General features: G+C 71.4%; 19 protein-coding genes. 10 read left to right on the plus strand and 9 right to left on the minus strand.

The window, feature by feature from the left end; translation table 11 throughout:
• The first annotated feature begins 125 nt into the window (after window positions 1-125).
• Window positions 126-1790: a S8 family serine peptidase gene (locus BLT28_RS12685; RefSeq protein WP_052407977.1), complete on the plus strand. Its 1665-nt coding sequence runs from the start codon at window positions 126-128 to the stop codon at window positions 1788-1790.
• On the opposite strand, the gene BLT28_RS12690 is transcribed toward BLT28_RS12685, so the two are convergent.
• Both BLT28_RS12690 and BLT28_RS12695 read right to left on the minus strand, forming a co-directional pair.
• Complete coding sequence (locus BLT28_RS12690) at window positions 1775-2956, minus strand: NAD(P)/FAD-dependent oxidoreductase (RefSeq protein WP_030432533.1); 1182 nt, start codon at window positions 2954-2956, stop codon at window positions 1775-1777. The two genes, BLT28_RS12685 and BLT28_RS12690, sit on opposite strands and share 16 nt — an antisense overlap.
• Window positions 2957-3024: 68 nt before the next feature.
• Window positions 3025-3339: a WhiB family transcriptional regulator gene (locus BLT28_RS12695; protein ID WP_030432534.1), complete on the minus strand. Its 315-nt coding sequence runs from the start codon at window positions 3337-3339 to the stop codon at window positions 3025-3027.
• Window positions 3340-3453: 114 nt separating this feature from the next.
• Between BLT28_RS12695 and BLT28_RS12700 the strand changes: the two genes are divergently transcribed.
• Window positions 3454-4758, plus strand: coding sequence for an NAD(P)/FAD-dependent oxidoreductase (locus BLT28_RS12700; protein ID WP_052407978.1), 1305 nt, complete (start codon window positions 3454-3456; stop codon window positions 4756-4758).
• Here BLT28_RS12700 and BLT28_RS12705 read toward each other — a convergent pair.
• Window positions 4736-5230, minus strand: a complete 495-nt coding sequence (locus tag BLT28_RS12705) for a hypothetical protein (protein ID WP_052407979.1) — start codon at window positions 5228-5230, stop codon at window positions 4736-4738. The genes BLT28_RS12700 and BLT28_RS12705 overlap by 23 nt on opposite strands.
• A gap of 102 nt (window positions 5231-5332) precedes the next feature.
• On the opposite strand from BLT28_RS12705, the gene BLT28_RS12710 reads away from it, so the two are divergent.
• The 5 genes from BLT28_RS12710 (at window position 5333) to BLT28_RS12730 (ending at window position 12026) form a co-directional block, all read left to right on the plus strand.
• Entirely contained in the window at window positions 5333-9229 is a 3897-nt protein-coding gene (locus BLT28_RS12710) for a SpoIIE family protein phosphatase (protein ID WP_231950772.1), read from the plus strand.
• Entirely contained in the window at window positions 9226-9519 is a 294-nt protein-coding gene (locus tag BLT28_RS12715) for an STAS domain-containing protein (RefSeq protein WP_030432538.1), read from the plus strand. The genes BLT28_RS12710 and BLT28_RS12715 overlap by 4 nt, the downstream gene beginning before the upstream one ends.
• Window positions 9520-9619: 100 nt before the next feature.
• Window positions 9620-10048, plus strand: coding sequence for a hypothetical protein (locus tag BLT28_RS12720; protein WP_030432539.1), 429 nt, complete (start codon window positions 9620-9622; stop codon window positions 10046-10048).
• Between the two features lie 90 nt (window positions 10049-10138).
• The gene (locus BLT28_RS12725) at window positions 10139-10558 is read left to right on the plus strand and encodes a DUF4383 domain-containing protein (RefSeq protein ID WP_030432540.1); all 420 of its coding nucleotides are present in this window, start codon (window positions 10139-10141) and stop codon (window positions 10556-10558) included.
• Between the two features lie 13 nt (window positions 10559-10571).
• Window positions 10572-12026, plus strand: coding sequence for an aminotransferase class I/II-fold pyridoxal phosphate-dependent enzyme (locus BLT28_RS12730; protein ID WP_030432541.1), 1455 nt, complete (start codon window positions 10572-10574; stop codon window positions 12024-12026).
• An 89-nt stretch (window positions 12027-12115) separates the two neighbouring features.
• On the opposite strand, the gene BLT28_RS12735 is transcribed toward BLT28_RS12730, so the two are convergent.
• From BLT28_RS12735 to BLT28_RS12740, 3 genes are all read right to left on the minus strand, one after another.
• Window positions 12116-12469 (minus strand): histone-like nucleoid-structuring protein Lsr2, encoded by a 354-nt coding sequence (locus tag BLT28_RS12735; RefSeq protein WP_030432542.1) that lies wholly within the window; start codon window positions 12467-12469, stop codon window positions 12116-12118.
• 69 nt (window positions 12470-12538) lie between these two features.
• Entirely contained in the window at window positions 12539-13075 is a 537-nt protein-coding gene (locus BLT28_RS42685) for a hypothetical protein (protein ID WP_322788492.1), read from the minus strand.
• The gene (locus tag BLT28_RS12740) at window positions 12961-15609 is read right to left on the minus strand and encodes a BTAD domain-containing putative transcriptional regulator (protein ID WP_322788493.1); all 2649 of its coding nucleotides are present in this window, start codon (window positions 15607-15609) and stop codon (window positions 12961-12963) included. The genes BLT28_RS42685 and BLT28_RS12740 overlap by 115 nt, the downstream gene beginning before the upstream one ends.
• A 64-nt stretch (window positions 15610-15673) precedes the next feature.
• Between BLT28_RS12740 and BLT28_RS12745 the strand changes: the two genes are divergently transcribed.
• Window positions 15674-16522: an NAD(P)-dependent oxidoreductase gene (locus tag BLT28_RS12745; protein ID WP_030432543.1), complete on the plus strand. Its 849-nt coding sequence runs from the start codon at window positions 15674-15676 to the stop codon at window positions 16520-16522.
• A gap of 54 nt (window positions 16523-16576) precedes the next feature.
• Here the strand turns inward: BLT28_RS12745 and BLT28_RS12750 are convergent, their stop codons facing one another.
• Window positions 16577-17032 (minus strand): SRPBCC family protein, encoded by a 456-nt coding sequence (locus BLT28_RS12750; protein ID WP_030432544.1) that lies wholly within the window; start codon window positions 17030-17032, stop codon window positions 16577-16579.
• Window positions 17029-17496 (minus strand): SRPBCC family protein, encoded by a 468-nt coding sequence (locus tag BLT28_RS12755; RefSeq protein WP_030432545.1) that lies wholly within the window; start codon window positions 17494-17496, stop codon window positions 17029-17031. The genes BLT28_RS12750 and BLT28_RS12755 overlap by 4 nt, the downstream gene beginning before the upstream one ends.
• Before the next feature lie 110 nt (window positions 17497-17606).
• On the opposite strand from BLT28_RS12755, the gene BLT28_RS12760 reads away from it, so the two are divergent.
• Entirely contained in the window at window positions 17607-19862 is a 2256-nt protein-coding gene (locus tag BLT28_RS12760; RefSeq protein ID WP_030432546.1) for a phosphoketolase family protein, read from the plus strand.
• Window positions 19859-20947 (plus strand): acetate/propionate family kinase, encoded by a 1089-nt coding sequence (locus BLT28_RS12765; protein WP_030432547.1) that lies wholly within the window; start codon window positions 19859-19861, stop codon window positions 20945-20947. The genes BLT28_RS12760 and BLT28_RS12765 overlap by 4 nt, the downstream gene beginning before the upstream one ends.
• Here the strand turns inward: BLT28_RS12765 and BLT28_RS12770 are convergent.
• Window positions 20914-22116: an MFS transporter gene (locus BLT28_RS12770; RefSeq protein WP_052407980.1), complete on the minus strand. Its 1203-nt coding sequence runs from the start codon at window positions 22114-22116 to the stop codon at window positions 20914-20916. The two genes, BLT28_RS12765 and BLT28_RS12770, sit on opposite strands and share 34 nt — an antisense overlap.
• Window positions 22117-22148 lie beyond the last annotated feature (32 nt).

Below are 22148 nucleotides of genomic sequence, written 5' to 3' on the forward strand. Positions count from 1 at the left end.
TGACGACGACGCGACGGTGATCAGGGCGGGCGTGCTCGATTAGTCCAAAAAGGACGTTCGGAGGTTCTGGGACCGGCTGGCTCACCTCCGGCGCTCCGCGAACGCTGTCCGGCGGCACGAAGAAGGTGTGGCTCAACGGCAAGGTGCGCGCGAGCCTGGACACCAGCGCACCGCTGGTCGGAGCGCCCGCGGCCGGGCAGGCCGGGCACACCGGCAAGGGCGTCACGGTCGCGGTGCTGGACACCGGCATCGATGGTGAGCGCCCCGCCCTGCACGGCAAGGTGGCCAACGCCAAGGACTTCACCGGAGGCGGCAGCCCGGCCGACAAGGCGGGCCACGGCACTCACGTGGCGTCCACGATCGCCGGCTCCGGCAGCAAGTACCGCGGCATCGCACCGGACGCGCGGCTCGCAGTCGGCAAGATGCCCGGCGGCAATGGCGAGGGCCAGTTCGACGATCTCATCGCGGGGATGCAGTGGGCGGCCGCCGAGGTCAAGGCCAAGGTCGTCAACATGAGCGTCGGCGGTTTCCCCAGCGATGGGACCGACCCGCTCTCCATGACCCTGAACACGCTGTCCCGCAAGCACAACACGCTTTTCGTCGTCGCCGCGGGCGAGTTCGGAAAGCACACAGTGCGCACGCCCGCGTCCGCTGACGCCGCGCTCGCCGTTGGCAACATCACGCGTGCCGGGCAGGTCAACGAGCGTTCCAGCACCGGACCCCGGCTCGACGATGGCGCGGTGAAACCGGAGATCTCCGCACCTGGCACGGGAATCGTCGCCGCACGGGCCGCGGGGACGGGAGCGGGCGAGGAGGTCGAGCAGCACTACGTCCGCAAGAGCGGCACGTCGATGGCGGCTCCGCACGTGGCCGGAGGCGCGGCGATCCTCGCTGGCCTGCACCCGGGCTGGAGCGCCGAACGACTGAAGTCCGCGCTGGTCGGCAGCGCCACCCCGCTCCCGGAAGCGAACGTCTACTACGCGGTCGGCAGTGGCAAGCTCGACGTGCACCGCGCGGTCACCACAGCGGTCCGCGCGAGCACAGCCTCCGTGCACACGTTCCTTCCCTGGGGCGGAAAGCCCGTACAGGAACAGGAAGTCACCTACGAGAACACCGGCAGCGCTGCGGTCACGCTCGCGCTGGACCTCAAGCTCGCCTCCGCGAAGCTGTCCGCGACCACGGTGACCGTGCCCGCCAACGGCAACGCGAAGGTTCGGATCGCGTTCGGCAGAGGAACTCCCGGCGAACACGGTGGCGTTCTCAGTGCGTCGACAGTGGACGGCAAGGTTGTGGTCCGCACTCCGGTCTCGGTCGCGATCGAAGCGGAGATGTACGACTTGACGCCCACCATGCTCGACCGTGGCGGCAAACCGGGCGCCCGCGGCAGCGTCGACGTCATCAACCTGGAGACCGGCGCTCGGCACCGGACCGGAGCGGGCGCGAAGCTGCGGCTGCCCGCCGGCAAGTACATGATCTCCGCGATGATCACGACGGGCGAGACCTCGATCACCACCGTGGCGTTCCCGGAGTTCACGTTGACCAAGACGTCGACGGTCACGCGCGACGCGCGCAAGGCGAACCGCGTCGTCGTCGGGACGGATCGGCCGAGCGTCCGCGGCGGCGGTGTCGTCACACAGGTAGGTGCGCGCCGTCCTGGCTACAACACGCGTCCACAGATGCAGTTGCTGTTCGCGGACCCGCGCCTCACTGCGCTCCGCCGCCACCGACTCGGACGGCAACACCGTGGAGCAGACGATCATCCGGGCCTACCGGATCAGTGGGTGAGGTAGATGCCCCGGTAGTGCGGTAGCGCTGCCTTGGCGACACGGTCGGCCGACCAGCCGGCGAAGCGGGCCGGGGCAAGGCGGGCGGGGTCGACGAAGCCGCTGGACAGACCGAGCAGTTGTTCGGCCAGCAGCTTGCCGACCCCGCCCGCGTGCGTCACCCAGCTCCCCTCCGCCAGCCACAACCCGCGCACCTCCGGCACTGGCCCCACCAGCGGCAGCTCGTCCGGGGTCAGCGCGAACACGCCATTGATCCGCTTCTCCACGTCGGCCGTGCGCAGCGCGGGCACGAGCTTGCGCGCCCTGGTCAGCGCGGGCTCGAACACCTTGTCCCGGAACCTCCGCCCAGCCGTGGCCCCGAGTGCGGCCGGGACCGGCTCGTGGTCGTAGGTGCCGAACCCGTAGCGCGTCCCGTGGATGCGGCAGTACACCGCGTGCTCCGGGTAGCGCACGATCGGCATCGTGATCGCCTCGCCGGTCAGATCCTCGCTGGGCGTGGTGAAGGCGTACGGGTGCTCCACGGGAACCATCGGCACCTGAACGCCCACGGTCGACGCGAGCATCGGTCCCCAGATGCCGACCGCCAGCACCACGGTGTCCGCGCGGACGACACCGTTGTCCAGTCGCACACCGATGACGCGGCCGTTCTGCTCCTCCAACTGGCGCACCGGGCTGTTCCACCGGAACTGGGCGCCCTGCCCGCGCGCGGAGTCGATCAACGCCGCGGTCACGGCGACCGGGTCGACCGTTCCGTCGCCCGGGATGAACAGGGCGCCGTGCGCCGCGTCGTCGACGAGGCCGGGGGCCAGCGCGCCGGCTTCGGCGGCGGTGATCACCCGCGCCTCGATGCCCAGCGCGGCGCCGTCGCGGACGTCGTCGGCGAAGGCGGCCAGCTGCGCCTCGGAGGTGGCCACCTCCAGGCAGCCCACGCCGTCGAACCCGCCGGACCGCCGCGCGTACAGCTCGACGCTGTCGAGCGCGAGCCTGGCCAGGTCGCGGTCCGAGCTGAGCCTGCCGACCAGCCCGGGAGCCAGACCGGTCGAGCCGGGCAGCGTGCCCTCCGATCGGGCGTCGATCACCAGAACGTCGGCGAACCCGTGCTCGGTGAGGTGGTGGGCGACGCTCGCGCCGACGATCCCCGCACCCACGACGACAACGCGCTGACCAGCCACAAGCCCTCCATGCGACACCACGCCCACACCATCGCCAGCCGGTGTCACACCCTAGGGCAAGGCCGCGCTCACGCGGCGTGGTGCCGCCGCTTGGTCCGGCTCCTGCCCTTGCGGGCCAGCACCTCCGCGCGGCGCTCGTCCTCGTCCTGCCCGCCCCACACCCCGTACGGTTCCTCCACCGCCAGTGCGTGCTCGCGGCAGCGGATGATCACCGGGCAGATCGCGCACACCTTCTTCGCCGCCTCGTCGCGCCGCCGCCGCGCCATCCCCCGTTCGTTGTCGGGGTGGAAGAACACCGCGCTCTCCGTCCCCCGGCAGGCCCCGAACCGTTGCCAGTCCCACTCCTCGACCACCGGTGCGGGCAGCCTGCTGATCTCCGCCATCTCCGTACTCCTCCCCGTGCCAGGACCCCACCCGTGTACCCACCGCGCCACTTCGCAACCCTGTCCACTGTGGACGGTGGGATAACGGGGCGGGAGGCGGGGTAACCGGCGCCTATGACTGCTGCCGCACACCGGGTCGTGATCGTCGGAGCGGGCTTCGGAGGACTGGCCGCCGCGCGGGCGCTCAGGGGCGCTCCCGTCGAGGTCACCGTCGTCGACAGGATGAACCACCACCTGTTCCAGCCGCTGCTCTACCAGGTGGCGACCGCCCTGCTGCCGCCCGGCGACGTCGCACCCGCCATCCGCGACGTGCTGCGCGGGCAGCACAACGCGAAGGTGCTGCTCGGCGAGGTGGTGGGCTTCGACACCGCGGCCAAGGAGGTCGACGTCGTCCTCTCCGACGGGGCGGGCCGCAAGATCGGCTACGACACGCTGGTCGTCGCCGCCGGCGCCACCGACAGCTACTTCGGCCACGACGAGTGGCGCGAGGTGGCGCGGCCGATGAAGACCCTCGCCGACGCGATCGACCTGCGCTCCCGCCTGCTGTCCGCCTTCGAGAACGCGGCCGCCGCGGAGGATCCCGCCGAGTGCGACCGCTGGATGACGATCGCCATCGTCGGAGCGGGGCCCACCGGGGTCGAACTGGCCGGACAGGTCGCCGCGATGGCCAGGCGCACCCTGCGCAGGCAGTTCCGAGGGCTGCTCGACCCGACCCGCGTGCGGATCGTCCTGCTGGACGCCGTGGACTCGGTGCTGCCGCCATTCTCGCCGAAGCTGCGCGAGCACACCCGCCGGACGCTGGAGAAGCTCGGCGTGGAGGTCCGGCTCGGCAAGAAGGTGACCGGCGTCGACGGCGACGGCGTGGTGTACGAGCCCGGGGACGAGCGGCTGCCCGCGCGCACCGTGATCTGGTCGGCCGGGGTGAAGGCGTCACCGCTCGCCGAGGAGCTGGCGAAGGCGACCGGTGCGGAGTCCGACCGCAAGGGCCGCATCCTGGTCGAGCCGGACTGCGCCGTCCCCGGCCACCCCGAGATCTTCGCGATCGGCGACATGATCAGCCTGAACGACATCCCCGGTGTGGCCGCGCCCGCCATCCAGGAAGGCCGCTACGTGGCCAAGGTGATCGGCGCGCGCCTGGCCAGGACCCCGCGCCCGGGGCCGTTCCGCTACCACGACCGGGGCACGATGGCCACCGTCTCCCCCGGTGACGCCGTCGCGGACGTGCGCGGGCTGAAGCTGACCGGGTTCATCGGCAAGCTCGCGTGGGCCCTGGTGCACCTGACGTTCCTGGTCGGCTGGCGCAACCGGGCCGCGGTGATGCTCGAGTGGGCGTGGCTGGTCACCACGGGGCGGCGCTCGCAGCGGATCATCCTGGAGCCCGCTCAGCAGCAGAAGATCACCCGAACCCACCGGAGTTGAGCCACGACGGCACCGGCACGGCGCGCTCCTCGCAGACGTCCATCAACTGGGCGGTCCACAGCACGGTGTGCGCGAGGATGTGCTTGCCGGTCGCCGGGTCGCCGTCGAGGAAGGCCAGCCGCATCTGTTCGTCGGCCGACTCGGGATCGCCGTAGGCGTGGGCGAGCACCGTGCGCAGCGCGGCCCGCAGCGGCGGCGCCACATCATCGATCGGCACCTGCTCGCCGTCGGCGGCCAGCACCTCGACGAAGCCGGAGTCCAGCCCGGCCTCCTGCGTGCTCTCGGCCAGCCCGCAGAGCATGTCCGCATCGGCCATGGCGAGCATGCCCGCCGCCGCGCGGACCCAGTCCGTTCCTTGTTCCACCAACGCGTCCAACTGGTCCGTGGTGCCCTCGACCGCGCCACTGCGGAGCATGCCGATCGCGCTGACCACCACGGGCAGCGGTCCGGGGTCATCGGGTCGCAGGTCCATCTCCGCCCTCCTTCGCCGCACGTGCGCGTTCCCTCTGGCTACCCCCGCCGCCGGTGGTGAACCTCAGGGTTGGTTTTCCGGTAATGGGGGTATCGAAGCCGCGTGCGCCACGGACCTCGGCTCGCCTCCCTCGGGGAGATGGGGCGGCTGATCGCGGCCAGGAACTGGTCGGCGACCCCGCTCGGGGAGATCGAGCGGTGGTCGCCGGAGCTGGTCGCCTCGATCAACACCTGCCTGCCCTCGCGCGTGCCGATGCTGTTGTGGTGGGGCCCCGAGCTGCTGCAGATCTACAACGACGCCTACGTCCCCGCCCTGGGTGACAAGCACCCCCGGTCCCTCGGCCAGCCCGCGGCCGAGTGCTGGGCCGAGGCGTGGGCGGACCTGGAGCCGCTGGCCAGGACGGTGCTCGACGGGGAGGGCGCGACCTACTCCGACAACCAGCCGCTGCTGCTCAACCGGCACGGCTACGTCGAGGAGACCTACTGGACCTTCTCCTACAGCCCGGTACTGGACGGGGCCGGCGAGGTGCTGGGGATCTTCGTCGCCACCACCGACACCACCCCGCAGGTCCTGGGCGAGCGCCGGATGCGGGCGCTGCGCCAGCTCGCCGAGTCGCGGGGCGCGACCGAGCTGGACGCGGCGTGCGACGCGGTCAGGCGGGTGCTCGCCGAGTTCACGGCGGACATCCCGCACGCGGAGATCCACCTGGACGCCGAGGACGGCGTCGCCGGGAGGGTGACGGCCTCCGGGCGGGCGGAGTGGCGCGCGGAGGAGGTGGTGCAGCCCCTGGTCGCGGGCAGGCCGGCGCCGATCGGCGCGCTGGTGCTGGGAATCAGCCCGCGGCGCGCGCTGGACGCCGACTACCGGCTGTTCCTCGACCTGGTCGCCGGGCAGGTCGGCCAGCTTCTCGCGCACGTGCTGGACTACCAGGCGGAGCGTCGGCGGGCGGAGACCCTGGCCCAGCTCAACCGCGCCAAGAGCGAGTTCTTCAGCAACGTCAGCCACGAGTTCCGCACCCCGCTGACGCTGATCGCCGGGCCCGCCGAGGACGCCCTCGCCGACGCGGTGGAACCGCTGCCCCCGGGTCAGCGGGAACGGCTGCGGATCATCCGGCGCAACGCCGGGAGGCTCGGCAGGCTCGTCGACGACCTGCTGGACTTCTCCCGGATCGAGGCGGGGCGGTTGCAGCCCGACGCCGTCGACACCGATCTGGCCGCGCTGACCAGGGAGGTCGCCGAGTCCTTCGCGCCCGCCGTGCGCAGGGCGGGCGTGGAGTTCGCGGTGTCCGCGCCGCCGCTGCCGCGCCCGGTCCGGGTCGATCCGGACATGTGGGAGAAGGTGCTGCTGAACCTGCTGTCCAACGCGCTCAAGTACACCCTCTCCGGCCGGATCGAGCTGCGCATGGCGGTCAGCGGGGACGACGCGCTGCTCACCGTCTCCGATACCGGGGTCGGTATCCCCGAGGACCAGATTCCCCTTCTGTTCCAACGGTTCCACCGGGTTCAGGGCAGCAGGGGGCGCTCGCACGAGGGCGCGGGGATCGGCCTGGCGCTGGTGCACGAGCTGGTCCGGCTGCACGGCGGGAGCGTCAGCGTCACCTCCGAGGAGGGCGTCGGCAGCGTGTTCAGCGCACGGCTGCCGCTCTCCGGCGCGGAAGCCGCGTCGACGGCCGATCCGCAGCGCCGTTCAGGCGCCACCGTGTACCTGGAGGAGGCGTTGCAGTGGAGCGCCCCGGCACCGCCGGTCTCCTCCGTGAGCGTCGAGGACTCGGCGGTCGTGCTCGTCGTGGAGGACAACGCCGACATGCGGGGTTTCCTGCTGCGGCTGTTGGAACCGCACTGGCGGGTACTGCTGGCCGCCGACGGCGCGACCGGGCTGCGGATGGCCCGCAAGCACCGCCCCGACCTGGTGCTCAGCGATGTGATGATGCCGGGGCTGGACGGGTTCGGGCTCGTGCGGGAGCTGCGGGCGGACCCGGCCACCACGGCCATCCCGGTGCTGTTGCTCTCGGCGCGCTCGGGCGAGGCGGACACCGTCGAGGGACTGGCCTCCGGCGCCGACGACTACCTGCCGAAACCGTTCTCCGGCAACGAGCTCGTGGCGAGGGTCCGCGCCAACCTCGACCTGGCGCGGCTGCGCAACCGGGAGTCGCGGTTCCGGCGGGCGCTGGTGGACTCCCTCCAGGAGGGGTTCCTGGTCGCCGACGAGCGGGGAACGGTCATCGAGATCAACTCGGCGTTCACCGAGATCACCGGCTACCCCGCGGGCGAACTGCCCTTCCCGTGGCCGCATCCGTGGATCTTCGACGCGGACGACTGGCCGGAGGAGCACCGCGCGCAGCAGGAGGTCTTCGAACGGTTCCGCACCGGCAACGGCGGCCAGTTCCGGGTTCCGCTGCGGCACCGGAAGGGGCACCGCATCTGGGTCGCGGTGAGCGCGACCACCGTGCCGGGCGACGCGGGCGAACAGCTGTACGTGTGCACGCTGCGCGACATCACCGCGGAGAAGCTGGCCGCGGAGCGGGACACCACCATCACCAGGTTCGCCGCGGTCCTGGCCGCCGCGACCGACGTCGCAGAGGTGCTGGGCGCGGGGATCTCCGCGCTGCGCAGGGCGTTGAGCGTTCCGGAGTCCGTCGCGGCGATCTTCTCCGCCGAGGGCGTCCCCGAACTCGTGGTCGGCGATCTGCACCCGGCGGCCCGGGAAGCCCTCACCGCGGCCAGGTCGCGTCCGGTGGCGACCGTGCTGGTGGCGCTCGGCGAGGCCCCGGGCGTCGCGGCCCCGCTCGGCGGCAACGACGCTGCGGTGTGGCTCGGCCTCGGCGCGGGCCGGTTCCTCTCCGCCGAGGAGGAAGCGCTGTTCGGCCTGCTCTCCAGCCACCTCGCGCAGGCGCTGCACCGCGCGCGGGACTACGAACGGGCCCGCGAGGTCGCGCTGACTCTCCAGCACGCGATCCTGGGCCCCACCGACCTGCCGCCCGGCTTCGCGGTGCGCTACCAGCCCGCGGTGCAGCCGCTGGAGATCGGCGGCGACTGGTACGACGTGGCCCGGCTGCCGGACGGGCGGATCGGCGTCGTGGTCGGCGACTGCGTCGGGCGCGGCCTCGAAGCCGCCGCGGTGATGGGCCAGCTGCGCAGCTCCGCTCGGGCGTTGTTGTTGCGCGCCAACGGTCCCGCACAGGCGCTCGAAGACCTCGACACGTTCGCCGCGCAGATCCCCGGCGCGCTGTGCACCACGCTGTTCTGCGCGGTGATCGACCCGGCGGACGGGACTCTGCGCTACAGCAACGCCGGTCATCCGCCGCCGGTGCTCGCCCACCTCGACGGGACGCACGAGCTGTTGTCCGAGCGCTCACTGCCGCTCGCCGTGGTGCCGGGCCGTTCACGTCAGGAGACGAAGGTCCAGCTGCGCCCGGGTTCCACGCTGCTGCTCTACACCGACGGGCTGATCGAGCGGCGGGATGTCCCTGTGCTGGAAGGGATCGGCGCGGCGCAGCGGCTCGTGCTGGACTCGATGGCGCTGCGGCCGAGCGAGCTGGCGGACCGGCTGCTCGCCGAACTGCTGCCGCCGGTCGGCCACGACGACGACGTCGCCGTGCTCGTCTACCGGCATCCCCCGCCACCGCTGGTGATGGAGCTGCCCGCGCTGGCTCAGCGCCTGGCGCCGATGCGCACGGAACTGCGCAGGTGGCTGGCTCGGGCCGACGTGGCCGCCGACGCGGCAGAACCCGTCGTGGTCGCCGCGTGCGAGGCCGTCACCAACGCCATGGAGCACGGCTACCGCGACGATCCCGAGGGGCTGGTCCACCTCACGGCTCGGCTGGACGGGCCGCGCGTCGAGGTGGTCGTCACCGATGAGGGCCGGTGGTTGCCCGCCGACCCCGCACCGAGGGAACGCGGGCGCGGCGTGCGGATGATGCGCGCCCTGATGGACGACGTCGCGATCGACAGCGGGAACAACGGCACAACGGTCCGGATGTGGAGGAGGCGCTCGACATGACCGCGAAGTTCATCGGCCGTGACGACGGCGGGGTCCGCACCGTGACCGTGATCGGCGAGGTCGACTTCACCAACGCCTGCGAGCTGGAGCTCGCGCTCACCGGTGCCGCGGCGCGCGTCGTCGTCGAACTGAACCGCGCGGTGTACCTCGACAGCGCCGGGCTGCGGGTGCTCTTCGCGCACGCTCGCGACGGCAGTCTGGAACTCGTGCTGCGCCGGGGCGGCGGAGTGGAGCAAGTCGTTACGCTGTCCGGCCTCACCGAGATTGCTGCCGTCCGCTACGCCGGGTGATCGGTGACGGGGCCGCGACACTATCGCAGCCTTCCTCCGACATTCTTTCCCCTGGTGACGGGAAGTCCCGACAGGGAGCACCGCCGCACAGGGAGGCACGATGACGATCTCGCCCGATCGCCCCGGGTCCACTCCACCGGTTCCCTACCTCGATACCCTGGTCGCTGCCGTCTACACGACCCTGAGCGCACTGGCCGACCGATCCGTGCTGACCAATCCCGAGGTGGCCTCGCTGCGGGAGCAGCTGCGCTTCGGCATCACCTGGTGGCGTTCCATCCTCGACGACCACCGCCCCGTCGACCACCCCAGCCGCGGCTACACGTGCCCGACCTGCCGCACCTCCGTGCTGCGCCGCCCGGTCGCGTGGCCGTGCGGGGCGTGGGACCGGACCTCCATCCACCTCGCCACGCTCACCTCCCTCGAATCCCGCCTCATCCCGCCGCGCAAACCCTCCTCCACCACCGCCCCCCGCGTCTCCATCCCGCTCAGTCCGTACAGCTACCGACCCCGCCACCTCCTCGCGGGCTGAGCCCTCGGGCCTGACGCACCGAATGAGTCATTCAGGCCGTAAGCGCTGGTGGTGGCGTTTGTCGGGGTGGGGCCCGGGTAGCCGAAGCGCATGACGCTAGAGATCCGTGCTCCGGTGCAGCCCGTCGCGGCGTGGGTGGGCGCGGTCTTCCTCGCGCTGGGCATCCTCGGGTTCGTCCCGGGCGCGACCACGGGCTACGAGGAGCTGCGCATCGCGGGACAGGACTCCGGCGCGCTGCTCTTCGGGGTGTTCGCGGTGTCGGTGCTGCTCAACGTGGTGCACCTGGTGTTCGGCGTCGGCGGGCTGATGCTCGGACGGAACCCCGCGTCGGCCCGGTTGTACCTGATCGGCGGCGGAGCGCTGTGCCTGCTGCTGTGGGTCTACGGCCTGCTGACCGAGGACTCGGGCGCGGCGAACTTCGTGCCCCTCAACGCCGCCGACGACTGGCTCCACTTCGGGCTCGGCGCGGCGATGGTGCTGCTGGGCCTGGTCACCGCCCGCGCCAGATAGGAACGGAGACGACATGGACCACTCGAAGGCCCCGGTGCTCGACGCGTTGCGTTCCTACCGCGAGAGCAAACAGCTCTCGTTCCTGCCACCGGGCCACAAGCAGGGCCGGGGGGCCGACCCGCGGGTGATCGACGTGCTCGGCCCCGACGTCTTCGCCTCGGACGTGATCCTGATGAACGGCCTGGACGACCGGTCGATGACGAAGGGCGTGCTGGCCGAGGCGGAACGGCTGATGGCCGACGCGGTGGACGCGGACAAGGCGTACTTCTCCACCTGCGGCAGCTCGTTGTCGGTGAAGACGTGCATCATCACGGTGGCGGGCCCCGGTGAGAAGCTGTTGGTGTCGCGCAACGCGCACAAGTCGGTGATCGCCGGGCTGATCATCAGCGGGGTCCGCCCGGTGTGGGTGCACCCGCGCTGGGACGCGAAGTGGCAGCTCGCGCACCCGCCGTCGCCGGAGGACGTGCGCGACGCGTTCAGCCGAGCGCCCGACGCGAAGGGCATGCTGCTGATCACGCCGACCGACTACGGCGCGTGCGCCGCGATCAGGAAGACCGCGCAGATCTGCCACGAGCACGACCGGCCGCTGATCGTGGACGAGGCGTGGGGCGCGCACCTGCCGTTCCACCCCGCGCTGCCCGCGTGGGCGATGGACGCCGACGCGGACCTGTGCGTGACGAGCGTGCACAAGATGGGCGCGGGCCTGGAACAGGGCTCGGTGTACCACCTGCAGGGCTCGCGCGTGGACCACCGGGTCCTGGAGGCCCGTGCGGACCTGCTCGGCACGACCAGCCCCTCGTCGCTGGTGTTCGCGGGCCTGGACGGCTGGCGCAGGCAGATGGTGGAGCACGGTCACGCGTTGCTGGACAAGGCGATCCACCTGGCCGCGTCGGTGCGGGAACGGCTGTCCGAGCTACCCGGGGTGCGCATCCCGGACTTCACCGAGTCGGGGCTCGCCGACGACCAGGACCCGCTGAAGGTCGTGGTGGACGTGGCCGAGCTCGGGGTTTCCGGCTACACGGTCAACGAATGGCTGCGCGAGCACCGGAAGGTCGACGTCGGGCTGTCCGACCACCGGCGCTTCGCCGCGCAGATCACGGTCGCCGACGACGAGGCGACGGTGGAGGAACTGGTGGCGGCCGTGCGCGCGGCGGTCCAGCGCGCCGACGACCTGCCCAGGGCGAAACCGATCGATTTGCCCGATCCAGGCGAATTGGAGCTGGAGCAGGCGCAGTTGCCCAGGGACGCGTTCTTCGGTCCCGCCGAGCATGTGGACGCGGATAAGGCGGTCGGTCGTATCGCGGCCGAGACAATCAGCCCCTATCCGCCCGGTGTTCCGGCGATCCTGCCTGGTGAGGTGATCACCCAGCCGGTCGTGGACTATCTCCGCAGCGGACGGGAGGCGGGCATGTACCTGCCCGACCCGGCCGATCCGGAGGTCCGGACAATCCGCGTCACCGCGCGCTGAGGCCGCTTACCCGAAAACCCGGCGGATGCCGGAGGGCTTTCTTTCACGAAAGCGCTCCGGCATCCGCCGGGCCGGTGCGGCAAATGGGCTCAGGCGGCGGAGGGGTTGGCCGCCTCGTAGGCCTCGATCACCGTGCTCGGGATGCGGCCCCGGTCGGAGACCTCGTGCCCGTTGGCCTTGGCCCACTCGCGAATCGCCCTGGTCTCGTCCTTGCTGCGGCCCGAGGAGGGCGCGCCGAGGCGGGTACCGCGCTTGGCCCGGCCGCCGAGCCTGCGCGCGCTGGCCACGAACGGTTCGAGGACGGCGCGCAGTTTCGCCGAGTTCTCCTCATTGAGGTCGATCTCATAGGTCAGACCGTCGAGGCCGAACTCGATACGCGAGATGTCCTCGCTGCTCGTGCCGTCCAGATCATCGATCAACTGCACAACAGTGCGCTGCGCCATGCGACATCACCCAGGAAGAAGTTGTCTGAATATCGGGGGTACGAAACAACCCTAGCAAAAAAGAAGAACTCACTCCAACCCTTGCCCCACCCGGACGATCTCATCCGGATCGAATTCGCCTTCCAGCCGGAATGCCTCGGCAAAGGCGGCCTCTCCCACGGCGGCGCGGATGACGCCGGAGATCCGCTCGATGTCGGCGCTTTCTGCTGGTGGCAACGGGGCTCCAGCGGATTCCCGCAAGGCGCGCGCCGCTCCCAGCATCCGGGCGGCGTGCGGAAAACGACCAGAAAGGGCGTGCGCCCCCGCGAGCCCTTCGAGGGCGAGCGCGACCGCCCTGGGGTCCCCCGTGGACCGCGCGACGGCGTAGGACTCCAGGTGCCGGGCGAACGCGGTGGCGGCGTCCCCGCGCTGCTCGGCGTTGAAGCCCAGCTCAGCCAGGATGAACGCGAGCCCGTGCGCGCCTGCCCACTTCCGGCACCAGTCCAGCCAGGTCAGCAGGTGCCGCTCCGCCTCGGCGAACCGGCCCTGCCGCCGGGCGCCCAGGGCCAGTCCGATTTCGGCGTGCTGGACGCCCCACTGGTGCGACTGCTCCTCGGCCATCCGCATCGAACGGGTGTGGAATTCCTCCGCCCGCCGGTAATCACCGGCCAGCAGCGCGCTGCGGCCCAGCCCGGCCAGTTCGTGCGCCACCTCGGTCCACAATCCGAGTTCCTCGGCATTGCGCAGTCCTTCCCGGCGCAGGCGGGCCGCCTCGTCGTAGTCTCCCCGGCCACCTCGGCGAGCAGGGACAGGACCTGACCGGCTTTCACCTGTCCCCACCGATCGCCCAGTTCGGTGAACAGCGCCAGGCTTTCCGCACCGATCCGCCGCGCCGCCGCGAGATCGCCGGTGGCCAAGGTGAACGCCTCGGTGCTCAACACGGCCGCGACGCCCCACGTGTCCCCGGCCGCCCGGAAATCGGCCAGCAGGCGCTCTCCCGGGGCTCGCGCACCAAAACCCTTCTGGGTGAAACGCAGGAACCACTCGGCCTGGGTGCGGTCGTCCACGGCGTCCAGCAGGGCCGGGTCGGGCTGCACCGAAGCCGGGTCGGCCGCGTCGCGGATCAGCAGGGCGAAGCCCGTCCGCCACACCTCGGCTTTCGCTCGATCAGGTGCTGACCCGCCCAGGCGCAGCGCCGCGTCGAGGGCCCGGCGCGCCTCCCCCAGCCTGCCGCGCAGGAACCAGTACCACCCCAGCGCGTTGACCAGCCGCAGCGCCAGATCGGCCTCGGCGCCGTCGAGCGCGCGGTGCAGGTTGGCGCGCTCCGCGTCGAGCTGCCGCAGCCACCGCCGCTGGTCGCGGCCACGGAGGTGCGGCTCGGCGCGCTCGGCGAACTCGGTGTAGTAGCGCCGGTGCCGCGCTCGCAGGTCCTCGGTCTCCCCCGCCTCGGCCAGGCGTTCCAGGCAGTACGCGGCGACGGATTCGAGCAGCCGGTAACGCGGCCCGTCCGCCGTCTCGGTCATGACGACCAGCGAGCGGTCCACCAGCCGGGCCAGGACGTCCAGTGCCGCACCGGACACCGTCTCGGCCGCGTCGAGGGTGCAGCCCTCCACGTGCACTGCCAGGCGCCGCAGCACGATCTGTTCCGCCTCGGTCAGCAGTTCCCAGCTCCAGTCGATCACCGCGCGCAGCGTCCGCTGACGGCTCGGTGCGGTGCGGCGTCCCTCGGCGAGCAGGGCGAACCGGTCGTCGATCCGCGCGGCCAGCTCGCGCACCCCGAGCACCCGCAACCGGGTCGCCGCCAGTTCCAGGGCCAGGGGGATCCCGTCGAGCCTGCGGCAGATCGTGGCGACCGCCTCGGCATCGCTGTCGTGCAGCACGCCCCCCGGGGCCGCCCGCGCCGCGAGCAACCGTGCGGCGGCCTCAGGCTCCAGTGGCGGGACCGGCCACACGGCCTCGCCGTCCGCGGCAAGGGGTTGCCGGCTCGTCGCCAGGACGCGCAGGTCCGGTGCGGCCCGCAGCAGCCGCTCGGCCAGCTCCGCCACGTCTTCGACCAGGTGCTCGCAGTTGTCCAGCACGAGCAGGAGCTTCTTCGCCCGCAGCATGCTCGCGAGCCGCTGCTCCAGCCCCGGCCCGGGAGCGTCGTCGCGGAGACCGACCACAGTGGACACGAGGTCGGCCACTCCTCGGTCGGCGCCGGAGAGTTCGACCAGCCACACACCGTCCGGGAAGGACTTCACGAGCTGCCTGGCGGTCTCGACGGCCAGGCGCGTCTTGCCGACACCACCCGGCCCGGTCAGCGTCACCAGGCGGTTCTCGCCGAGCAGTGCCCGCAGCTCGGCCACCGCCTCGACGCGGCCGATCAGCGCGGTGAGCGGGGCGGGCAGGTTCGTCGGCGGCTCGGCGCCCAACCGGGGATCGCGTTGGAGGATCGCCTGCCGGAGCGCGACCAGTTCGGGCCCCGGGTCCAGGCCGAGCTCATCGGCGAGCCGGCGGCGGAGCTGGTCGTAGCCCTCCAACGCCTCGCCCTGCCGTCCGGCCCGATAGAGCGCGCGCATGTGGATGGCGCGCACACGCTCCCGCAGCGGATGCCGGTCCACCAGCTCGCCGAGCTCGCCGAGGAGGTCCGTCGCGTCGAGCCCGTCGGCCGCCAGCCACGCCTCGGCCCGGTCCTCCAGCACGGCCAGCCGGTTCTCGGTGAGGCGTTCGATCGCGTGGCGCGCGAACTCCGCGTCCTGGAACTCGGCGAAGGCCGGACCGCGCCACAGATCCAGCGCTTCGGTCAGCAGCTTCACCTTGGCGCGGGGATCGTCCACCGCGCGCGCCCGCCCGCGAAGGGCTTCGAACCGCCCCGTGTCCACCATGTCCGGCTCGACGCGCAACGCGTAGCCGGGCGGGCGCGACACGATCAGCTCCCGCGCTCCGGGTTCGGCTTCGTCCAACGCGCGCCGGAGCTGCCAGACCCGCGTCTGGAGAGTCTTCGAAGGGTTGACCGGCAGCGCCTCGCCCCAGAGGTCGTCGATGAGCCGGTCCGCCGACACGAACTCGCCCTCGTGCAGCAGCAGGTCGGCGAGCAACGCTCGGACTTTGGACTCCCGGACCGTGACCGGAGTCCCGTCCGCCGTCCACACCTCGAGCGGACCGAGCACTCCGAAACGCACGGCACCACGGTAACCGGACCGCGCCTAGACCAGACCTGGACCGGACTCTCGCAAAGTCGTGACCATGACGAAGGACAACACCGACACCCCGGTGACGGTCGTCGGACTCGGCGCGATGGGCAAGGCCCTGGCCGCCGCGTTCCTGAAGGCCGGGCACCCGACCACCGTCTGGAACCGCACCGCGGGCAAGGCCGACGACCTCGTGGCGAACGGCGCCGTGCAGGCCGCCACCGTAGAGGACGCGATCACCGCGAGCCCGCTCGTGGTCGTCTGCCTCCTCGATTACCCGACCCTGCACAAGGTCCTCGGCGGCGCCGCGACGACGCTCACGGGCCGCACGCTGGTGAACCTGACCAACGGCACGCCAGGCCAAGCGCGCGAGACCGCGACCTGGGCCGCCGGGACCGGTGCCGACTACCTTGATGGCGGGATCATGGCGGTGCCGCCGATGATCGGTCAGCCCGGGTCGCTGGTGCTCTACAGCGGCCCACGACCCGCGTTCGACCAGCACTCCGGCGCGCTCGGCAGCCTCGGCTCCGCTCAGCACGTCGGCACCGATCCCGGTCTGGCTTCGCTGTACGACCTGGCCCTGCTCACCGCGATGTACGGCCAGTTCGCCGGCGTCAGCCACGCACTCGCCATGGTCGGCCCGGAGCACGCCGAGGCTCTGACCGCGCTGCTGCCCTCGTGGCTGATCGCGACGGCGCCGTTGTCGGCCACCGCGGGCGATGACGACGACTCCCCCTCGGACATGCAGGCAGTGGCGATCGCCAACATCACCGCCGCGAGCACCGAGCAGGGCGTTCACCCCGACCTGCTGCGCCACCTGCTCATCCCGCTCCGCGACCTGCTCGGCGCCCGTGCCGCCGGTCAGGAACTCGACGCCCTCATCGACCAGGTCCGGACCGGCTGACCAGTCGGGCGGGGCACGGCTCGCTCCGCGCCCCGTCCTCCACGACGGTCTTCCTCACAGCGCAACCGGCTGGCGTCCGCCATGAGGGTCCTTCAACCACGCCTCACCGTGGTCGATGCGCAGCCCCCTGATCGAGACCATGCGGTCGGCGAAGCGTTCGAGATCGCCCTGGAAGCGCAGGGCGAGTTCCTCCGGGGTGCCCAGTTCGCTGTCCTGGTCCACCCAGATCCGCCAGGTGACGCGGGTCCGGCCGCCGGGCAAGGCGCGCCAGAGCACCACCACCTCGTACCTCGGTCCGTCCACTGTGGACCAGGAGATCCCGCGCTCGGTCATCCGCACCAGCACGGGGATCTCCCGGTCGTCCAGCTGCCAGTGCGTCAGCTCACCGCTGCCGCGGCGGACGGCCCGCACGCCCCGCATGAACTCCGGGAAGGACTCCACGCGGTGCCAGTGCGGCCGGACGAGGCCGACCGGGGCGACGACCTCCGTCCGGCCACAGACCTCGGTCACAGCCGGGAATCCCCGGGCTTGACCTCACCTCGCCACGCACCGGTCTCGGTGCCGCGCTCCTCGATGAACTCCTTGAAGCGCTTGAGGTCGCCCTTCACCCTGCCGCGCACGATGCCCAGCTTGTCGCCGACGTTCTCCACGACACCCTCGGGCTCGTACTCGATCCTCAGGGACACCTTGGTGTGCGTGGCGTCCTCCGGGGTGAACGAGACGGTGCCGCGGTGCTTCGGCCCGGAGAGCACGCTCCACGACACCCGCTCGTCGGGCACCTGGTGCAGGATCTCCGCGTCGAACTCGCGGTCGACCCCGGCGATGGAGGTGTGCCAGTGGGTCAGCGTGTTCGTCCGCTGCTCTACCCGCTCGACACCCTCCATGAACTGCGGGAACGACTCGAACTGGGTCCACTGGTCGTACGCGGTGCGCACCGGCACGTGGACTTCGACCTGTTCCTCGATCACGCTCATGTGGTCTCCTGTCGTCTCGCGGATTCCGTTCCCTTGAGGCGATACCCGTGCGCAGGCGGAAGAAACACGCAGCGTGATATTCCAGGCGTGCCCACGGGTAACCGACTCCCGTGCGAACACCGACCACGGAGACCTCCCGACGCTATCGCCGCGCCTGCGACTACCTCGCCGCGGCCATGATCTACCTGCGCGACAACGTGCTGCTGCGCGAGCCGCTGCGCCCGGAGCACCTCAAACCGAGGCTGCTGGGCCACTGGGGGACCTGTCCCGGCATCACTTTCGTCTACTGTGGACTCAACGGGCTGGTGCGGCGCACCGGGCAGCGGACGCTGCTGGTCACCGGCCCCGGCCACGGGGCGCCCGCGGTGCACGCGAACCTCTGGCTGGAGGGCACCCACTCCGCGATCGACCCCGGCATGACCCTCACCGATCTGGTCAAGGGCTTCTCCTGGCCGGGCGGATTCCCCAGCCACCTCTCCCCCGAGGTGCCGGGGGTGGTCCACGAGGGCGGCGAGCTGGGCTACGCGCTGGCCACCGCGTTCGGCGCGGCCCTCGACGACCCGGACCTGCTCGTGGCGTGCATCGTCGGTGACGGCGAGGCGGAGACCGGTCCTACCGCGGCCTCCTGGCACGCCAACAAGTTCCTCGACCCGGAAACCTGCGGTGCGGTCCTGCCGGTGCTGCACCTCAACGGCGCCAAGATCTCGTCGCCGACCATCTACGCCACCATGTCCGACGACGAGCTGACGGACTACTTCCGCGGCGCGGGCTGGTCGCCGCACATCGTCGACGTCGAGCGCACCGACGATCCCGACCTGGTGTTCGCCGAGACGCTGGACGCGGCGCACAAGGACATCAAGCAGCGTCGACCGATGATCCTGTTGCGCAGCCCCAAGGGTTGGGGTCTGCCGAAGGAAGCTGGCGGCGGGACCTTCCACGCGCACCAGGTACCGCTGAGCGCGGACCAGCTCCCCGAGATCGAGGCGTGGCTGCGCTCCTATCGCCCGGAGGAGCTGTTCCACGACGACGGCAGGCCGATGGACGACCTCCTCGACCTCCTGCCCTCGGAGGAACTGCGGCTCGGCCGCGTACCGCAGGCCAACGGCGGACGGCTGCGGCGCGATCTGCCGTTGCCGGAGCTGGAGAAGTTCGCCATCGACGTGCCGGAACCGGGTGGCGCAACGGCGAGCGCGACCGGCACGACGGGCAGCTGGCTCGCGGAACTGATGCGCGCCACCGAGCAGCGGCGGGACTTCCGGATCATGTGCCCGGACGAGCTGGAGTCCAACAAGCTCGGTGCCGTCCTCGACGCGACGGGCCGCGCGTTCACCTGGCCGCTCACCCAGTACTCCGAGCACATGGCCCAGGACGGGCGGGTCCTCGAAGTGCTCTCGGAGCACCTGTGCCAGGGCTGGTTGCAGGGCTACCTGCTGACCGGGCGGCACGGGCTGTTCCCGTGCTACGAGGCGTTCGCGTCCATCGTGGACGGAATGGTGAACCAGTACGCCAAGTTCCTGAAGATGGCGGGCGAGGTGCCGTGGCGGGCGCCGGTCGCCAGCCTGAACTACCTGCTCACCAGCGAGGGCTGGCGGCAGGAGCACAACGGCTACAGCCACCAGGGACCCGGCTTCATCAACAACCTGCTGACCAAGAAGTCCTCGGTGACCCGGGTCTACCTGCCGCCGGACGCGAACACGCTGCTGGTGACGATGCGGCACTGCCTCGCGACGACGAACCGGATCAACCTAGTGGTGGCCGGCAAGAACCCGGCGCCGCAGTGGCTGGACCTGGCCGAGGCGGAGCGGCACTGCCGGGCGGGCGCCGGCGTCTGGGAGTGGGCGAGCCACCCGGAGCCGGACGTGGTGCTCGCCTGCGCCGGAGGCATCCCGACCGTGGAAACCGTTGCGGCGGCGTGGTTGTTGCGCAGGCACGCGCCGGAGCTGAGGGTGCGCGTGGTCAACGTGGTCGACCTGCTCACGCTGTCCACTCCGGACAAACATCCGCACGGGATGAGCGCCGAGGAGTTCACCGCGTGCTTCGGCGAGGACCTCCCGGTGGTCTTCGCCTTCCACGGCTACCCCTCGGCGGTGCACGAGGTGCTGCACGGCAGGCCGGACCCGAGCCGCTTCCACGTGCACGGCTACCTGGAGGAGGGCACCACCACGACACCCTTCGACCTGTTGGTGAGCAACAGGATGAGCCGCTTCGACCTCGCCGCGGACGCGGTCGGCCGCACTCCCGGCTGGTCCTCGCGGGGCGGCGGGATCGTGCAGGAGCTGCTGGAGAAGCGGGAGGAGCTCAAGGCCTACGCCTACCGCGAGGGCGAGGACTCCCCCGAGATCACCGAGTGGGAGTGGTCGGCATGAGCGCGGTGCTGACGATCAACCCCGGTTCGTCCAGCCTGCAGGCGCACGTCATCGACGATCACCGGGTGCTCGGCTCCATGCACGTCGAGCAGCGACCGGAGACCGATGACGCGGTGAACGAACTGGAAAAGCTGTTGTCCCGCAACACGAACATCGAAGCAGTCGGTCATCGGATCGTGCACGGCGGCCCCGGCGTGACCACACCGACGATCGTCTCCGACGGGGTGATCGACGCAGTTCGGGAGTTCGCCTCGCTCGCCCCGCTGCACGTCCCCGCGAGCCTGACCCTGCTCGACAAGCTCCGGGACAGGCTCGGCGTGCCGCACGTGCTGTGCCCGGACACCGCGTTCCACAGTGGACTTCCCGAGGTCGCGGCGACCTACCCGCTGCCGAAGGAGTGGCGCGAGCGCTTCGGGTTGCGGCGCTACGGTTTCCACGGCCTCTCCTACGGATGGGCGATCAGCAGGGCGGCGGAGCTGCTGGAGCGGCCGGTGGCGGAGCTGAGCCTGCTGCTGGCGCATCTCGGCGGCGGGAGTTCGGTGTGCGCGTTCCGCGACGGCCGCAGCGTCGACACGTCGATGGGCTTCACACCCCTTGAGGGCCTGCCGATGGCCAAGCGCAGCGGCAGCGTCGATCCAGGGATGCTGTTGTGGTTGCTGCGGGAGAACAAACTCGGCCTCGACGAGCTGGCGGAGGGGCTGCACACCGGTTCCGGGCTGCTCGGGCTCGGCGGTTCCCCGGACACCCGCGACCTGGTGCGGGCCGCCGCCGCGGGCGATGTGGACGCAGACCTCGCGCTGCGGGTGTTCACCCACCGCGCGAGCCGGGAGCTGGCCGCGGCGGCGACGAGCCTGGACCGGATCGACGCTCTGGTCTTCACCGGCGAGATCGGCTGGGACCAGCCGGAGGTGCGCGAGGCCATCGCGGACCGGCTCGGCGTGCTCGGGTTCTCCGGCGGCCTGTCCGGCAACCGGGAGGACGACGGTCCGATCAGCCCGCCCGGCGCGGCGATCCCGGTCCTCGTCGTGCAGACCCGGGAGGAGATGCAGATCTACCGGGACACCGTCTCGACCATCGCGGGCTGAGGGATCGACACGCTGCTCGCCAGTGCGCTGAGCGCCGTGGTCACGCACGCCACCACCATCGCCGTGCGCAGGGAGAACCCTTCGGCCAGCATCGGACCGACGAGGGCACCGAGCAGCGTGGCCATGGCCTCCGCCGACAGGAAGACCGCGCTGATCCGGCCAAGGGCCTCAGCGGGCACGACCCGTTGCAAGGTCAGCTGCGGCACGACGACGGTCATCGAGCCGAAGGCGCCGATCGCGACGGCCGCGGGCAGGGCCACGGTCATCGTGGCCGAGCTGAACAGCACGAAGAAGGCGATCGCGGTGGCGAACTGGCTCGCCGCGAAGAGGTGGCCGGGCTGGAAGCGGTCGGCGCAGTGCCGGATGATCACGGCGCCGAGCAGGAAACCCAGCCCCAGGGCCGAGCTCACGAAGCCGATCTGTTCGCTGCCACCGAGCTGCCGCACGCCGAAGGGAACCAGGAGTGCGCTCAGCGAGGCGTTGGCCGCCAGGAAGATCGCGGTGAAAGGCAAGAACGCCAACGCGATCGGCACACCGCGCAGCACCGGCAGGATGCCGGCGATCCCGGCGCGCACCGCTGCCCGCGACCCGGGTGGATGCGGGCGCGGCGCCGTCGCCGTGATCGCGAGCGCCGAGATCAGGTAGCTCGCGCTGTCGAGCAGGACGAGGAACTCGAAGCCCGCAACCGTGAGCAGTGCGGCACCGGCCGGTGGCCCGACGAGCCGGACGATCCCGTCACCGGCGGCGTTCAGCGACTGCGCGCCGCTCAGCGCGGAGCCGGTGCCGACGACGGCGGGGGTGTGCGCCTGCGCGGCGGGCCGGAAGACCGTCGAGCCGGCGCTCTCGGCGATGAGCGCGACGTAGACCAGCCACAGCGTCTGTTCCGTGGTGGCGAACAACATCAGCGAGATCACCGCGGCGCGGAACAGGTCGGCGCAGATCATCACGCGCCGCCGGTCCCACCTGTCCGCGAGCGCCCCGGCGAACGGGCCCAGCACCAGGGGCGGCAGGAACTCCGCGACCAGCGTGAGCCCGGTCGCCAGCATCGACCCGGTGATCTGGAAGACGTGCGCCGGGATGGCGATCACCAGCAACCACGATCCCAGCGCGGCCACCAGGCGCGCCCCCCAGAGCAGCCGGAAATCCCGCAACCGCAGTGCCTCCAGCACGTCCCACCTCCGCCGAGTATTCTCCTCAAGAG

The sequence above is a fragment of the Allokutzneria albata genome, from assembly GCF_900103775.1.
Lineage (GTDB): Bacteria > Actinomycetota > Actinomycetes > Mycobacteriales > Pseudonocardiaceae > Allokutzneria > Allokutzneria albata.

Bases quoted from the DNA above. Each gene is read 5' to 3' on its own strand.
- BLT28_RS12700 (WP_052407978.1), top strand. From the start codon at position 3,454: ATGACTGCTGCCGCACACCGGGTCGTGATCGTCGGAGCGGGCTTCGGA.
- BLT28_RS12725 (WP_030432540.1), top strand. From the start codon at position 10,139: ATGACGCTAGAGATCCGTGCTCCGGTGCAGCCCGTCGCGGCGTGGGTG.
- BLT28_RS12745 (WP_030432543.1), top strand. From the start codon at position 15,674: ATGACGAAGGACAACACCGACACCCCGGTGACGGTCGTCGGACTCGGC.
- BLT28_RS12705 (WP_052407979.1), bottom strand. From the start codon at position 5,230: ATGGACCTGCGACCCGATGACCCCGGACCGCTGCCCGTGGTGGTCAGC.
- BLT28_RS42685 (WP_322788492.1), bottom strand. From the start codon at position 13,075: ATGCGGATGGCCGAGGAGCAGTCGCACCAGTGGGGCGTCCAGCACGCC.
- BLT28_RS12735 (WP_030432542.1), bottom strand. From the start codon at position 12,469: ATGGCGCAGCGCACTGTTGTGCAGTTGATCGATGATCTGGACGGCACG.
- BLT28_RS12755 (WP_030432545.1), bottom strand. From the start codon at position 17,496: ATGAGCGTGATCGAGGAACAGGTCGAAGTCCACGTGCCGGTGCGCACC.
- BLT28_RS12765 (WP_030432547.1), top strand. From the start codon at position 19,859: ATGAGCGCGGTGCTGACGATCAACCCCGGTTCGTCCAGCCTGCAGGCG.
- BLT28_RS12730 (WP_030432541.1), top strand. From the start codon at position 10,572: ATGGACCACTCGAAGGCCCCGGTGCTCGACGCGTTGCGTTCCTACCGC.
- BLT28_RS12720 (WP_030432539.1), top strand. From the start codon at position 9,620: ATGACGATCTCGCCCGATCGCCCCGGGTCCACTCCACCGGTTCCCTAC.
- BLT28_RS12695 (WP_030432534.1), bottom strand. From the start codon at position 3,339: ATGGCGGAGATCAGCAGGCTGCCCGCACCGGTGGTCGAGGAGTGGGAC.
- BLT28_RS12715 (WP_030432538.1), top strand. From the start codon at position 9,226: ATGACCGCGAAGTTCATCGGCCGTGACGACGGCGGGGTCCGCACCGTG.